Genomic DNA, 13,737 nt, shown 5'->3' with positions numbered 1-13,737 from the left:
TGGCAGGCACGCGAAACTTGCGCCCGCCACCTTGGTCAAGGGGTGTATTCCTGCACCCCAGTGTTTACGTTATGGTGCGTGTGTCTGGCGCCCTGCTCTCAAGGAGGCTTGCAATGGCGAAACGGTCGATCGCGGTGGGTGGTCAAGCGGGCATGCTTCAAGCGCCCGGGCTGGCCAACGCCCCGGTGCTGGATTTGATGTGCTCGCACTTCGTGCTGACCCTGGCCGCGCAGCAGGGCTCCAAGTTCAACGTGCGGCGCGACATCAACGGCCTGATGTCGCTGGCCGGCCGCCACCTGATGTGGCCCGAACCCGTGCTGGCGCGGGTGCGCGAGTTTTTGGAGCGCCGCTGCAAGGACAACGATTTCTGGCGCGGCCATGAGGCGCTGTCGCCCACCGAATTCCTGGAGCGGCACGGCGTCTGGCGCGGCCCCTATGAAGAAGGCACGCTGTTCTTCTACCTGGATGAATATGCCAAGGATTCGCCCAAGGACTTGCTGGCGCTGCTCAACAGCACGGGCCAGTGGCTGACGCACGCGCTCAAGAAGCAATCGACGCTGGTCGAAAAGAACATCGACGCGCTATCAAATCTATTGCAACTCAACAAGGCTGAGCGGGCGCTGCTGCTCTACGGCACCTTGGCCCGCTACCAGCGCGATTTGCGCAGCCTGCTGGTCGAGTTCAAGGTGAACAACGCCCCCGAGGCGTACGACGCCATTGGCCGTCTGGCCGGGGTGACCGGCGCCGAGGTGGCCGAGGCGCTGCGCGCCGGCGGGCGGCTGGAACGCATCGGCCTGGTGGAAAACCTGATCAGCGAGCACAGCATCACCGACCTGGCCGACCTGATGAAGGTCAGCGAAAAGCTGCCTCCGGTGCTGATGCGCGAATACCGCGACCGCGCCGAGCTGATGGCGGTGTTCACCCGCCCGGCCAGCAAGAGCGATTTGAAAGCTGAAGATTTCAGCTTTGTCGGCGACGACGTGCAGGTGCTGATCAACCTGCTGCGCAAGGCGCAAAGCACGCAGGCGCAGGGCGTGAACGTGCTGATGTACGGCCCGCCCGGCACCGGCAAAACCGAGCTGGCCAAGGTAGTCGCGCGCGAGGCCGGGCTGGACCTGTTCGAGGTGGAATACGCCGACCGCGACGGCAACAGCCTGTCAGGGCGCGACCGTTACCGCTCTATGCAGATCGCGCAGGTGTTCCTGAAGGGCTCTCAAGAAGCGGCGCTGCTGTTCGACGAGGTGGAAGACGTCTTCCCGCCCATCAGCGTGGACGCGGCCGGCCTGATGGCGCGCGCCGAGCAGCAATCGCTGGCCAACGCCGTGGGCCACAGCGTCAACGGCAAGGCCTGGGTGAACCAGATTCTGGAAAGCAACCCGGTGCCCACCATCTGGGTGACCAACCGCATCGAACAGATCGACCCGGCCTTCCGCCGCCGCTTTGCCTACCACCTGGAGCTGAAATCGCCCCCGCCCGGCGCGCGCGAGCAGCTGGTGCGCAAGTCGCTGGACGGCGTGGGCGTCAGCGACGAATTCGTGGCCAAGCTGACCGAACGCAAGGGCCTGACGCCCGCGCAAATCCGCACAGCGGTGCGCTTTGCCGACTTGGCCCACGTGGGCGAGGCGCCCGGCGGCGAGGCGTTTGAGGCGCTGATCGAGCGGCAGCTGAAAAACTCCGACGCCGCGCTGGGCCGCAAGGAAGCGAGCGCGGCCAAGGGCCGCCGCCAGGTCACCACCTACGACCTGGGCATGCTGAATGTGGAGACGCGCTTCGAGATTCCGCGCATCGTCGAGGCGCTGAAAAGCCGCGGCCACGGCGCGCTGTGCTTCTACGGCGCGCCCGGCACCGGCAAAACGGCACTGGGCGAATACATCGCGCAGCAAATGGACAAGCCGCTGATCGTCAAGCAGGCCAGCGACCTGGTCAGCAAGTATGTGGGCGAGACTGAGCAGAACATGGCCGCCATGTTCGAGGAAGCCGCGCAGGAAAAGGCCGTGCTGCTGCTGGACGAGGCCGACAGCTTTCTGATGGACCGGCGCGGTGCGCAGCGAAACTACGAAGTGACCGAGGTCAACGAGATGCTGCAGCAGATGGAGCGGCACGACGGCGTGTTCATCTGCACCACCAACTTGCTGGACCGCATCGACCAGGCGGCGCTGCGGCGTTTTACCTTCAAGATCAAGTTCAAGCCGCTCACGGCCGAGCAGCGCGAGCGCATGTTCATCACCGAGGCTTTGAAAGGAAATGCCGATTTGATGAGCAGCGACGTGCGCCAGAAGCTAGCGAAACTAGAGCAACTGTGCCCCGGCGACTTCGCCGCGGTGAAGCGCCAGACCGACATCCTGGCGGCAGAGTTCTCGGCGGAAGAATTCCTGGAGCAGCTGGAGGCCGAGCACCGCATCAAGCCCGAAGTGCGCGAGCACCGCTCAATGGGGTTCGTGCCCTAACGCGACAAGAACGGCGAACTACTCCGCTGCGGCGGTCGTGCCGCACCAGCGCGCCCCAACCGGTTTACTGGCGCTCTTCCAGCGGGATGTTCCTGCTGCGCAGCCAGGCACGCACCTTGGCGCGTGCTGCCTTGGCCTGCGGGTTCAGTAGCCGCTCGGGCGTGTTGAAGAACGCGTGTTGAAACGTGTAGCCAATGTCGTCCTTGAGCGTGGGGTCCACACCCAGCTCGAGAAAGCGAACCACGTCGTCGAACCTGTTGATGCTCGCCGCCTGGTGCAGCAGGGTTTCGCCGCTGTTGTTGCGGGCATGAATGTCAGCACCCGCGTCGAGCAAGATCTGAACATGGGGCTCGGTGTCCGCCCCCAATGCCGAGAACAGCAGCGTGTCACCCATGCTGTTGTGCACTTCGGTCGAGGCGCCGCGCGCCAGCAGCGCCTTGAGCCAGCTCGGATCGGGCAGGATGGTCGCGTAGTGCAGCGGCGTATCTCGGTGCGTGCCCAGGTAGGCCGGGTCTGCGCCCAGATCCAGCAGGCTGTCAAAGGCGCGGCGGTTGCCATCGCGCATGGCCGTTTCAAGCAGCGTCATTTCCCGCGCATTGGCGGCGTTCAGATCCGCCCCTTGGGCGATCAGTTGCCGCGCGCGCTCCAGATCGCCCGCCGCAGCGGCGCGGTACAGCGCAGCGGCCTGCGGTGAGCCAAATTTCTCTTTGCTCTGAGGGTCTTCTTGCATGTCGGATCCTTGCTGGCCGCACGCGGGCAATGCCGATGCCCATGTCAATGCGGCCGCCAGCAACAGACGCCGGCGCAAGGGCGTATAGGGCGTTGCCTGGACGGGTGGCGTGACGGTCATAAAAGGTGCGTTGGCAGACGATAGCCCGATTTTCCTCAGAACCAGTTGAAGGGGTTCAGATGGCGGTTCGCCCACCGGCCGGCGTCAATGGCCCGATCGCCCACCCACTGGGCACCCTCGACCGCCTTGTCACCCAACCACACCACCCCTGAGGCAGCCTGGTCCACAACCCATTGGCTGCGGGCGCCCAGCGCATTCCAGCCCTGCTGGGCGGCATCGCCTGCGACATCCAGCACATGGGCCACTGCCTCACCGGCCTTGTCGATACCCTGATTGGCGTAGTAACCGCCACGCTCGATAGCTGTGGCGGCGGTGTCTGCCACGCTGCCAAAGCCCACCCTATCCCCCACGTCGCGCAACACGCCGCCCACCCAGGTACTGCCTTCCATGACTACGTCACCCGCCAAGTCGGTGCCACGGTGAACCACGGCGCCGGCAGTATCGGCAACGCCATCCACCCCGCTGCCAGTGGCCCGGCCTGCGGCCAGTGCGAGCTTGCCGTTGCCCAGGTCTTCGCGCAGGCCGCCGACCATCTCACCGCCCGTCTGCTTGACGCCGGAAGCCGCGTCACTGCCCAGACCCCACAGATGGGTGCCGGTGGCTGCGAGCACATTGAATACCGCCTCGGCGCCTTTCTCGCGGCCGGGCTGCGCGAAAAGGCTTTCGCCCGGATGGCGAGCGGTGTTGTGGCGCATCGATTCAACGTATGCCTGACCATCTCCGCCACCCCCGTGTAGGTCGATCGGGTTGCGCCTGCCTGCCGGGTCGCTGACGCGCAGTTCATGGCCCACGGCATTGGGCATGCCAGAGACTGCGCCTTGCTGCAGGCCGGTGAGCAGTTCGCCCTCCACGTTGTAGCGCCGAATCTGTCCGCTATCGGCCAGTTCGCTGCGGATGGCGTTGGGGCTGGTAAATCCCAAGGACCGCAAGGTGTTGTCGCTCAGGCCGGCCGCATTGAACGTGGCGCCCGGCGCGTCAATAGCCAGCATTGCCGCCGAGGCCAGGCCGCCACCGAGTGAGTGGCCGGTGATGGCCACGTTACCCTCTCCGAAAACTTTTTCCGCGCGTTCGGCAAGTCTGATGGCCTGCTCGTATTGCCTGGTAGACAGTCCAAGGCCTTGGCCGCCATTGGCCGTGGCATCGCCACCTTCACCCGGACTCCAGTTGTCGGTACCCCGGTAGGCCACCACGTATTGGCCTTGCTCGTTCTGGTAGATGGCGGCGTCAAACCCAGTCTTCGGGTCGTGCAATAAGTTCGGCGCGATGGGGATCTGGTGGCCCTGGGCATCTACCAAGCCATTGCCCACCGGAGTCAGCCGGGTCCAACCGGCCTCGGCCAATTCACGCTCGGACTGGGTGCCGGTGGGGCCTGTGGCGTTCAGCCTGTAGGCGTCGTTCGCCATCAGGGCGAACTGCAGGTCCAGCTTGGGCTGCGGAGAGGTTCCCCTCACCTGGCTGGAGAAGCTGCCATTGCCAACTGGGTACCCTCGGCTGGTGTCCACCGCAGCCGCTTCAGGCTTGGCCGGCGGATCCATGGCAACGCGCCGCGCGTTAAGGGCGCCACCGACGCCAAAGCCCGTGATACCAACCATGCCTGCCTTCCCTGTGGTGTCGTATAGCCGTTGGTTGCGAGTCTAGGCAGAGTGCGCGCCCAGGAAAAGCTGGGAACGATCCCATTGGTAGTGTTCCTAGGGGGCGTTGGGCGCCATCGCCGGCATGCCGGGCGAAGCCGGCGCTGAGCCTCTATGATTGTTCGTGCATCCAGCCCGCACGCTGCGGTGGGCCAGGGCGCGAAATTTCGTGCGGCGTTGCAGCGCAACGTTCGCAAAACTGTGATTGACCGAATTCAGGACCCGCCATGACCGCCACCTACCCGTCCGTACAGCTGCTGATCGACAACCAATGGGTGGACGCCACGGGCGGAAAAACCATTGACGTGCTGAACCCCGCCACGGGCCAAGTCATTGGCACCGTCGCCCACGCCAGCCTGGCCGACCTGGACCGCGCCCTGGCCGCCGCGCAAAAGGGCTTTGAGGTGTGGCGCAACACCTCTGTGTACGAGCGCGCCGCGCTGATGCGCCGCGCCGCCGCCCTGCTGCGCGAGCGCGCCGACGACATCGCCCGCCTGTTGACGCAAGAGCAAGGCAAACCGCTGTCCGAAGCGCGGGTGGAGGTGAACGCGGGCGCCGAAATCATCGAATGGTTTGCCGACGAAGGCCGCCGCGTGTACGGGCGCATCGTGCCGGGCCGCAACGTGGCCGCCATGCAAATGGTGCTGAAAGAGCCGGTGGGCGTGGTGGCCGCGTTCACGCCGTGGAACTTTCCCATCAACCAGATCGTGCGCAAGATTGGCGCGGCGCTGGGCGCGGGTTGCGCCTTTCTGTGCAAGGCGCCGGAGGAAACGCCCGCTTCGCCGGCGGCGCTGCTGAAGTGCTTTGTAGACGCCGGCGTGCCCGCGGGCGTGGTGGGCCTGGTCTTTGGCAACCCGGCCGAAATCTCCAACTACCTGATTCCGCACCCGGTGGTGCGCAAGGTGACTTTCACCGGCTCCACCGCCGTGGGCAAGCAACTGGCTGCGCTGGCCGGCCAGCACATGAAGCGCGTGACGATGGAGCTGGGCGGGCACGCCCCCGTGATCGTGGCGGAAGACGCCGACGTGGCGCTGGCAGTCAAGGCGGCGGGCGCCGCCAAGTTCCGCAACGCCGGGCAGGTCTGCATCTCGCCCACGCGCTTTCTGGTGCACAGCAGCATCGTGGCCGAGTTCACCCAGGCCTTCGTCGCCTACACGCAAAAGCTCAAGCTGGGCGATGGCCTGGCCGAAGGCACCACGCTGGGCCCGCTGGCCAACGCGCGCCGCCTGACGGCCATGGCGCACGTGGTGGACGACGCCCGCCAGCGCGGCGCCGAGGTGCTGACCGGTGGCGAGCGCGTGGGCGATGCGGGCAACTTCTTCGCCCCCACCATCATCACCAACCTGACCACCGAGGCCGATCTGTTCAACAACGAGCCTTTCGGCCCCATCGCCGGCATTCGCCCGTTCGACAAGCTGGAAGACGCCATCGCCGAGGCCAACCGCCTGCCTTACGGCCTGTCCGCCTACGCGTACACCCGTTCATTCAAGAATGTGCAGTTGATTTCCACCAAGGTAGAGGCCGGCATGGTCTGGATCAACCAGCCCGCCCTGCCCTCGGCCGAGCTGCCTTTTGGCGGCATCAAGGATTCGGGCTATGGCACCGAAGGCGGCCCAGAGGCGATGGAGGCGTATCTGAACACCAAGGCCGTGGCGGTGGTCGGCGTCTGAACTGAGCCACCCCTTCGCGTGCGCCAAGGCCACCCCAGCGGTGGCCTTTTTCTTGGCGCTTCAGCGCCGGCTGCAGCGACGCGATTTAAGGCATCAACCCGCGCGCAAAGCCGCCTCCAGCACGGGCTTGGCCCAGTCGGGCGTGCGCGCCAGTTGCGTGCTGTCGGTGGGCGCGGGCCATTTAAGCCGGCCCTGGTCGAAGGTGGCCACGTGGGTCGGCTCGGGCACCGCTTCGCCCGGCGCGACGGTGGCGCTGTTGTCGAACAGGCGCGCCTGGCTGAGGTGCGGCAGCAGCGCGATGAGGTTGCTGACCGACGCGGCCCAGCGCTCGCGCACCTTGGCCTCGGGAATGTCGTGGCCGCCTGCCGCCACTCGGGCACGGATGCGCGCCAGGTGCAGCTCGGGCGAGGCCAGGCCGCAGTACCACACCAGCACGTCGTGCGTGCGCGCCGCGTCGATCAGGCGCGCGGGCACGCTGCGCCCGCCCAGTGTGGTTTCAAACGCGTAGGACTGGCCACGCTCGCACGCGGCGGCCAGGCGGCGCATGCCCTCTTGCCAGGCGATCGCGTTGGCTTCGGTCACGCTGCAGCCCGAGGCGGCGCGCCACTTGCGCGCGAACTGGTCGGGGTTGAACCAGGCCAGTCCAGCGCGGGTGAGCAGGTGGCCGCCGACCGAGCTTTTGCCCGCGCCGTTGACGCCGGCCAGCACGTAGATCACCGGGCGGTTCATTGCATATCCAAAGTGGCTCTAGCGCAGGCAGCACCAGCGCCAGCAGCTATCAATAAAGAAGCGATTCTCATCGATTCGGTTCGATGTGAAAACGTACGCGCGCACGCGGCATTGCCCCAGCCAGCGCAGACAGCCGTGGTCGAACGGCACCAGGCCAGCGCGCTGCGGCCCACGCCATTGGCGTCACAATGGGCTGCCGCAACGGGCATCGTGGGCGACCGCGACGCGCCGCCCCCCCGAGTTGATTGCCGTACTGGGTCGACCATGCACTTTCTCGAAACCAAACTGCCCGCGCCCGTGGTGGCGCTGCTTTTGGGCGCGGCGATGAAGTGGTTTGCCCTGACGCACCCGAGCATCGTCGATCCGACGAACTTGTGCCGGCTGGCGGGCATCGGGCTGGCGCAGCTCAGCGGGCTGATGGCGCTGGCGGCCTTCGTGACCATGTCGCGCGCGCGCACCACCATCAACCCGTTTTCGCCCATGCGCGCCGCGCATTTGGTCACTGGCGGGCCGTTCCGCTTCAGCCGCAATCCGCTGTATTTGAGCCTGCTGCTGTTGCTGGTGGCCTACGCGCTTCGGCTGGACGCGTGGCAGGTGTGGCTGGCGCCCGCCGTGTTTGCGGCCTACGTCACCTGGTTTCAGATCATTCCCGAAGAGCGGGTGCTGCGGCGCAAGTTTGGCGACGCCTTCGTTCGCTACTGCGCGCGCACCCGCCGCTGGATTTGACGCGCCCGCCCGCGCCATAGAGCGCCCTCAGTAGCCCTGGCCTGCACGCACCTGGCCGCCCAGCGCGGGGCTTTGGCCGAACACGTCGCGCAGGCGTTCGCCCGCATCGGGCGTGGTCAGCGCGGCCAGGCGCTCGTCGAAGTCGTGGCGCAGCGTATCGAGCGCCGAGTGCGATGAGCGCAGCGACGCCTCGGCCGCCAGCACCAGCGCGCGGTATTCGTCCAGCGAGAGGATCACCGCCTCGGGCCGGTCGTGGTTGGTGACGACCATGCTGCCGGTGCGGCCCACCTCGCGCATGACACCGCGCCAGCCCAGCTTCTTGACGTTCGAAGCGGCGGTGCGGGGCAGGTCATCCAGCGTGGTTGGGCGGGCAACGGACATGGCGTTTCCTCGAAGGAAAAGGGAATAAAGGCCAATATACCCTTTTTGGCCATTGGCTGCCGGGGCGGCCATTGCGCCAGCCCCCGTGGTGAGGCGGCCTACACCGCAGCGAGGGCCCGCAACACCTCCGGCCCGTACTTGTCGAGCTTGGCCGCGCCAATGCCGCTGATGCCTTCCAGCCCGCTGAGCGCGGTGGGCGCCGCCGCGGCAATGGCGGCCAGCGTGGCGTCGTGAAAGATGACGAAGGCCGGCAGGTTGTGTTCGCGCGCGACTTCGGCGCGCCAGGCTTTCAGCGCGGCAAAGCGGGCCTGGCCTGCGGTGTCCAAGTCGGCCGCGGCCGGCGGCGGGGCACCCCGGCGGCGTTCGGTGCGGCGCGCGGTTGTGCTCGCGCTGGCGGCGCGCAGGCGCACGGGCTGATCGCCCTTGAGGATGGGCCGCGCCGCATCCAGCAGGCGCAGCGTGTTGTAGGCCTGCGCGTCCACGTGCAGCGCGCCGACGGCGATCAACTGGCGCAGCACGCCGCGCAGCTGCGCTTCGCTGTAGTCGCTGCCGATGCCCCAGGTGCTGAGCTGCTGGTGCCCGTACTGCGCGACCTTGTCGGTGCTTTTGCCGCGCACGATGTCCATGATGTGCCCCGCGCCAAAAGCGACCTGGCTGGCCTGCTGCACGCGAAAGACGGTGGACAGCAGCTTGCGCGCGGCGTCGGTGGCGTCCCAGGTGTCGGGCGGGTGCAGGCAGTTGTCGCAATTACCGCAACGTGCCACCACGCTCCCCAAGGGGACGCTCGCCGCCTTCGGACGGCCGGGCGGCGGCTCGGCCCCGCCTTCGCAAGCGTCGGATTCGGAATGAAAATGCTCTCCAGCGCCCGCTGCACCAGCGCTGGCAGCTATCAATTTTGAATCTTCGGCATCACCAGAGGCGGCGGGGCGCGACACCATCGTCTCGCCAAAATACGCCAGCAGCCGCGCGCGGCGGCAATCGGTGGCTTCGGCCAGGGCCAGCAGCGCATCCAGCTTGCCGCGCATCACCTGCTTGAAGTCTTCGCCCGCCGGGCTTTCGTCGATCATGCGGGCCTGGTTCACCACGTCGGCCAGGCCGTAGGCCATCCAGGCGTCGGCCGGGGCGCCGTCGCGGCCGGCGCGGCCGGTTTCCTGGTAGTAGCCCTCGATGTTCTTGGGCATGTCCACGTGGGCGACAAAGCGCACGTCGGGCTTGTCGATGCCCATGCCGAAGGCGATGGTGGCGCACATCACCAGCCCGTCTTCGCGCAGGAAGCGGTCCTGGTTGCGCTGGCGCACCGCCGCGTCCAGCCCCGCGTGGTAGGGCAGCGCGTCGATGCCCGCATCGCACAGCGCCTGCGCCAGCTCTTCCACGCGCTTGCGCGACTGGCAGTAGACGATGCCCGCATCGCCATCGTGCTCGCGCTGGATGAACTGCAGCAGCTGGCGCCGCGCATCGGTTTTTTCGACGATGGTGTAGCGGATGTTCGGGCGGTCAAAGCTGCTGACGAACTGCGCGGCGTCTTGCAGCCGCAGCCGCTCGACGATGTCGGCGCGGGTGGTGGCGTCGGCCGTGGCCGTCAGCGCGATGCGCGGCACGTCGGGCCAGCGCTCTTGCAGCACCGTCAGCTGGCGGTACTCAGGGCGGAAATCGTGGCCCCACTGGCTGACGCAGTGCGCCTCGTCAATCGCAAACAGGCTCAGCTGGCCATGCGCATGCAGTGTGTCCAGCAGGCCCAGAAAGCGCGGCGTGGCCACGCGCTCGGGCGCGGCGTACAGCAGCGTCAGCTGGCCAGCCAGCAGCTGGCGCTCGATCTCTTCCGTCTGCTGCCAATCCTGGGTGGAGTTGAGGAAGGCCGCCGCCACGCCGGCCTCGTGCAGCGCCCCGACCTGGTCGTGCATCAGCGCGATCAGCGGCGAGATGACCAGCGTCACCCCCTTGCCCGCGCGCTGGCGCACGATGGCAGGCACCTGGTAGCACAGCGACTTGCCGCCGCCCGTGGGCATCAGCACCAGCGCGTCGCCGCCGCCCACCACATGGTCCACGATGGCCGCCTGCTGGCCCCGGAAGTGTTCGTAGCCGAACACGTCGTGCAGCACGGAAAGGGCGGGTGACATCATCAATGGGCAACTCTTGGTGGGGTAGCGGCGTGCGCTGAGTGAATCAGCGCCACAAAGCCAATGGCAGATTGCGCCGCGATGGGCCGTTGCAACCGCGCGGCAGCCTGAATTGTGCGATGCCCGCAGCCTGGGGGCGGGCGTAGGGCCATCCTGGCACGCTCAGGATGGCCGGCAAGCCGGCCACGGACGGCCCGTGGCGGGCCACGCCCGGCGCAGGCCGGCGCAGGCCGGCGCAGGCCGCTTTACTTCGCCAACGCGCGCGAGCGCCTCAACGCCGCCATCAGCTTGGCCAAGGCGTCGTCGCTGGCGCGCGCCGCTGCCAGGGAGAAGTTGGACTTGAACTCGGAAAACTCCGCCTCGCCACGCCCTTCCACCCGCACGGTGTCCAGCGTGGTGCCCTGCGCGTCCTTGATCTGGCAGACCAGGGTCACCGTGAAGGCGGTGGGTGGCCAGGTGAACGGGCTGGACGAGGATGAGTCGGTGGTGATTTCCGGCGTGATCAGCAGTTGGATGCCACTGGCGCGAATCTCAGCCGCGTCGGCCGGGTTCTTGATCTTGGTCACGTCGCGAAACACCGTGCCCAGAGCCTTGTACAGCCCAGGCTCCAGATCGCGGTAGGGGAAATAGCGCACTTTGTCGCCGCCACCGCCGGGCGTGGTGACTTCCTGCGCGGTGGCGCTGTCGGCGATGTAGAAGCCGACCTTTTTCTTGCTTGGCGTTGACTTGCCAGCGGCCGTTGGAATGGCGTCCAGATTGGGCGCCATGGAAATCGGGTGGGCACACCCGCCCAACGACAGGACCAGGGCTGCGGCCAGGGAAATGAAAGTGATTTGGCGAAACATGAAGTACCTCAACGCTTTTGGATGGCTTGCAGAAACTCCGGATCGGCGAACAGCTCGGCCAGCAGCTGCTGCACCATCAGCGGGTAGTTGTTGGCCGCCTGCGGTACGGCCACCGCGCCGGCAAAGGCGCCATCCCACTGGCGCGTGACCTTCTTGACCTTGTCATAGCGCACTTCAGCGTTGCGCTTGACCACGAACTGCGCCTCCAGCTGGCCGTCGTTGGTCGAGATTCCCCCGGCGTTGATGTTGTTGCGCAAGAGCGTGCCCGACACCTCCACCGCAGAAGCCGGGTCGTACAGCTTGGCCAGCTCCAGTTCGGAGCGCAGGGCCGCGGCCAGGTAGTCGGCAAAGTTCTTGCCGACCGGCGACACCATGGACGCCGCACGCAAGCTGATGGCGTCGGCGTTCTCCATGCCGGCCTTGGGCACGAAAGCGCCCAACTTGGTTGGCGCGGCATTGGCTTTCTTCAAGCGCTCCACGTTGTTGACCGACGGTGAATAGCTGGGCGCGGGGCCGACGCAGCCCGACAGAAATACGGCGGCCAAACCGGCCACCAAAAAGGCGAAACCCAAGCGTTGTTTGAATAACATGAAAGAAGCTCCCTCCGTTTGCGGTGACGTTAAACGCGATCGTCAACCATTGAGCGCCGAGCATCCTACTCTTGCCCGAAGCGGGTCTTGGCAGCGGCTGGCCGCACGCGCGCCCGCGCCTTTCCTACAATTCGGGCCATGAATCCGCCCGCCTACACCCGCGCCGCCGCGCTGCCCGACATCCTGCGCCAGCGACTGGTCATCCTCGACGGCGCCATGGGCACGATGATTCAGCGCTTCAAGCTGACGGAAGAACAGTACCGGGGCGAACGCTTCAAGGATTTTCACCGCGACGTGAAGGGCAACAACGAGCTGCTGAGCCTGACGCGCCCGGACGTGATCCGCGACATCCATGAACAGTACCTGGCCTCGGGCGCGGACGTGGTCGAAACCAACACCTTCGGCGCCACCACCATCGCCCAGGCCGACTACGACATGGCCGATCTCGCGTACGAGATGAACCTGCAAAGCGCCCGCCTGGCGCGCGCCGCGTGCGACAAGTACAGCACGCCCGACAAGCCGCGCTACGTGGCCGGCGCGCTGGGCCCCACGCCCAAGACGGCCAGCATCAGCCCCGATGTGAACGACCCCGGCGCGCGCAACGTCAACTTCGAGCAACTGCGCGCGGCTTACCTGCAGCAAACCCTGGCCCTGATCGAAGGCGGCTCGGACGTGCTGCTGGTTGAGACCATCTTCGACACGCTGAACGCCAAGGCCGCGCTGTTCGCCATTGACGAAGCGTTTGAGCAAACCGGCGAGCGCCTGCCGATCATGATCAGCGGCACCGTGACCGATGCTTCAGGCCGCGTGCTGTCGGGCCAGACGGTGACGGCCTTCTGGTACAGCGTGCGCCATGCGCAGCCGCTGTCGATCGGGCTGAACTGCGCGCTGGGCGCGGCGCTGATGAAGCCCTACATCCAGGAGCTGGCCAAGGTGGCGCCCGACACCTTCATCAGCTGCTACCCCAACGCGGGCCTGCCCAACCCGATGAGCGAAACGGGCTTTGACGAAACGCCCGATGTCACGAGCCGCCTGGTGCGTGAATTCGCTGCCGAAGGCCTGGTCAACATCGTCGGCGGATGCTGCGGCACCACGCCCGAGCACATCGGCGCTATTGCGCACGCTGTCGGCCCGCTGGCGCCGCGCGGCGCGCTGACGACCGCCTTCTACCGCGCCGCCGCCTGATCCGGGGGATTTCGGCTTTCGGACTCGCCAGGCCCTGCCGGGCCGCTTCCCAGAACGCCGCATTCGCGTGACAAAATGCGCACGTCAATTTTTTAAGTTCACTCAGGGGGGAGTTTTCATGAAGTATGGCGTTCGTCCTTCACGCTTGGCGCTGGCCGCGTGTGCTGCTGTTTCCTTGTCTGCGGGCGCTGGGACTTTGACGGTTCCCAGCGACGTTTTCTTCTATTCGGTGTCTTTGGCTGGCGCTGGCGGCGGTGCTGGTGGGCGGGACGCAAGTGCGCTCGGCGGCAATGGCGGCGCAGGCGCGCTGATCAACGCGACGGTGGCGGTGCAACCTGGTCAAACCCTGGTTGACACGACTGGCGCCGGCGGCGGCAACGGCGCCAACGATGCGCGCAGTGGTGTCTTGGGCGGAACCGGCGGCACAGGCGTTGGCAGCGGCGGTGCAGGCGGCACCGCCAACCAGATTGGCGGCAGCGGCACCGGCGGCGGCGGCGGCGGCGGCGGCGTGTTGAGCATCAACGGCACCGTGGTGCTGTAAGCGGGCGGCGGCGGCGGTGGCGGTG

Annotated in this window: 12 protein-coding genes; 5 read left to right on the top strand and 7 right to left on the bottom strand. The window is 66.7% G+C overall.

From position 1 onward, the window contains the following. Window positions 1-113 precede the first annotated feature (113 nt). Window positions 114-2,447, top strand: coding sequence for an ATP-binding protein (locus tag C6570_RS03980; RefSeq protein WP_106702065.1), 2,334 nt, complete (start codon window positions 114-116; stop codon window positions 2,445-2,447). A gap of 64 nt (window positions 2,448-2,511) precedes the next feature. Here the strand turns inward: C6570_RS03980 and C6570_RS03975 are convergent, their stop codons facing one another. Then, on the bottom strand, window positions 2,512-3,177 hold the full coding sequence (locus C6570_RS03975) for an ankyrin repeat domain-containing protein (protein ID WP_164675485.1): 666 nt from the start codon (window positions 3,175-3,177) through the stop codon (window positions 2,512-2,514). A gap of 155 nt (window positions 3,178-3,332) precedes the next feature. Then, window positions 3,333-4,889, bottom strand: coding sequence for a Tle-like phospholipase domain-containing protein (locus C6570_RS03970; RefSeq protein ID WP_123812203.1), 1,557 nt, complete (start codon window positions 4,887-4,889; stop codon window positions 3,333-3,335). Between the two features lie 266 nt (window positions 4,890-5,155). Here C6570_RS03970 and C6570_RS03965 point away from each other — a divergent pair, with 266 nt between their 5' ends. Then, window positions 5,156-6,598: an NAD-dependent succinate-semialdehyde dehydrogenase gene (locus C6570_RS03965; protein WP_106702062.1), complete on the top strand. Its 1,443-nt coding sequence runs from the start codon at window positions 5,156-5,158 to the stop codon at window positions 6,596-6,598. 93 nt (window positions 6,599-6,691) lie between these two features. Here C6570_RS03965 and C6570_RS03960 read toward each other — a convergent pair whose 3' ends face one another. Continuing rightward, the gene (locus C6570_RS03960) at window positions 6,692-7,327 is read right to left on the bottom strand and encodes an ATPase (protein ID WP_106702061.1); all 636 of its coding nucleotides are present in this window, start codon (window positions 7,325-7,327) and stop codon (window positions 6,692-6,694) included. 264 nt (window positions 7,328-7,591) lie between these two features. On the opposite strand from C6570_RS03960, the gene C6570_RS03955 reads away from it, so the two are divergent. After that, a complete protein-coding gene (locus tag C6570_RS03955; protein ID WP_106702060.1) occupies window positions 7,592-8,053 on the top strand; it encodes a methyltransferase family protein in 462 nt (153 codons plus the stop codon). Between the two features lie 27 nt (window positions 8,054-8,080). Here the strand turns inward: C6570_RS03955 and C6570_RS03950 are convergent, their stop codons facing one another. From C6570_RS03950 to C6570_RS03935, 4 genes are all read right to left on the bottom strand, one after another. Next, window positions 8,081-8,434, bottom strand: a complete 354-nt coding sequence (locus C6570_RS03950) for a type II toxin-antitoxin system prevent-host-death family antitoxin (RefSeq protein ID WP_164675484.1) — start codon at window positions 8,432-8,434, stop codon at window positions 8,081-8,083. Window positions 8,435-8,532: 98 nt separating this feature from the next. Then, window positions 8,533-10,551: a RecQ family ATP-dependent DNA helicase gene (locus C6570_RS03945; RefSeq protein WP_106702058.1), complete on the bottom strand. Its 2,019-nt coding sequence runs from the start codon at window positions 10,549-10,551 to the stop codon at window positions 8,533-8,535. A gap of 245 nt (window positions 10,552-10,796) precedes the next feature. Further along, window positions 10,797-11,396: a hypothetical protein gene (locus C6570_RS03940; protein ID WP_106702057.1), complete on the bottom strand. Its 600-nt coding sequence runs from the start codon at window positions 11,394-11,396 to the stop codon at window positions 10,797-10,799. An 8-nt stretch (window positions 11,397-11,404) separates the two neighbouring features. Further along, window positions 11,405-11,986, bottom strand: coding sequence for a hypothetical protein (locus C6570_RS03935; RefSeq protein ID WP_106702056.1), 582 nt, complete (start codon window positions 11,984-11,986; stop codon window positions 11,405-11,407). 138 nt (window positions 11,987-12,124) lie between these two features. Between C6570_RS03935 and C6570_RS03930 the strand changes: the two genes are divergently transcribed. Next, window positions 12,125-13,171, top strand: coding sequence for a homocysteine S-methyltransferase family protein (locus C6570_RS03930; RefSeq protein ID WP_106702055.1), 1,047 nt, complete (start codon window positions 12,125-12,127; stop codon window positions 13,169-13,171). 118 nt (window positions 13,172-13,289) lie between these two features. Beyond that, on the top strand, window positions 13,290-13,712 hold the full coding sequence (locus C6570_RS18110; protein WP_164675453.1) for a hypothetical protein: 423 nt from the start codon (window positions 13,290-13,292) through the stop codon (window positions 13,710-13,712). The last annotated feature ends 25 nt before the right edge of the window (window positions 13,713-13,737 follow it).

Source organism: Ottowia oryzae (genome assembly GCF_003008535.1).
Classification (GTDB): domain Bacteria; phylum Pseudomonadota; class Gammaproteobacteria; order Burkholderiales; family Burkholderiaceae_C; genus Ottowia; species Ottowia oryzae.
Note: the sequence above shows the minus strand (reverse complement) of the source record. Positions and strands in the feature narration are given on the sequence as shown.

What these genes read in the sequence shown, in the direction of transcription:
- C6570_RS03940 (WP_106702057.1), bottom strand. Translation starts at nt 11,396, where the DNA reads ATGTTTCGCCAAATCACTTTCATTTCCCTGGCCGCAGCCCTGGTCCTG.
- C6570_RS03965 (WP_106702062.1), top strand. Translation starts at nt 5,156, where the DNA reads ATGACCGCCACCTACCCGTCCGTACAGCTGCTGATCGACAACCAATGG.
- C6570_RS03960 (WP_106702061.1), bottom strand. Translation starts at nt 7,327, where the DNA reads ATGAACCGCCCGGTGATCTACGTGCTGGCCGGCGTCAACGGCGCGGGC.
- C6570_RS18110 (WP_164675453.1), top strand. Translation starts at nt 13,290, where the DNA reads ATGAAGTATGGCGTTCGTCCTTCACGCTTGGCGCTGGCCGCGTGTGCT.
- C6570_RS03980 (WP_106702065.1), top strand. Translation starts at nt 114, where the DNA reads ATGGCGAAACGGTCGATCGCGGTGGGTGGTCAAGCGGGCATGCTTCAA.
- C6570_RS03945 (WP_106702058.1), bottom strand. Translation starts at nt 10,551, where the DNA reads ATGTCACCCGCCCTTTCCGTGCTGCACGACGTGTTCGGCTACGAACAC.
- C6570_RS03970 (WP_123812203.1), bottom strand. Translation starts at nt 4,889, where the DNA reads ATGGTTGGTATCACGGGCTTTGGCGTCGGTGGCGCCCTTAACGCGCGG.
- C6570_RS03975 (WP_164675485.1), bottom strand. Translation starts at nt 3,177, where the DNA reads ATGCAAGAAGACCCTCAGAGCAAAGAGAAATTTGGCTCACCGCAGGCC.
- C6570_RS03935 (WP_106702056.1), bottom strand. Translation starts at nt 11,986, where the DNA reads ATGTTATTCAAACAACGCTTGGGTTTCGCCTTTTTGGTGGCCGGTTTG.
- C6570_RS03930 (WP_106702055.1), top strand. Translation starts at nt 12,125, where the DNA reads ATGAATCCGCCCGCCTACACCCGCGCCGCCGCGCTGCCCGACATCCTG.
- C6570_RS03955 (WP_106702060.1), top strand. Translation starts at nt 7,592, where the DNA reads ATGCACTTTCTCGAAACCAAACTGCCCGCGCCCGTGGTGGCGCTGCTT.
- C6570_RS03950 (WP_164675484.1), bottom strand. Translation starts at nt 8,434, where the DNA reads ATGTCCGTTGCCCGCCCAACCACGCTGGATGACCTGCCCCGCACCGCC.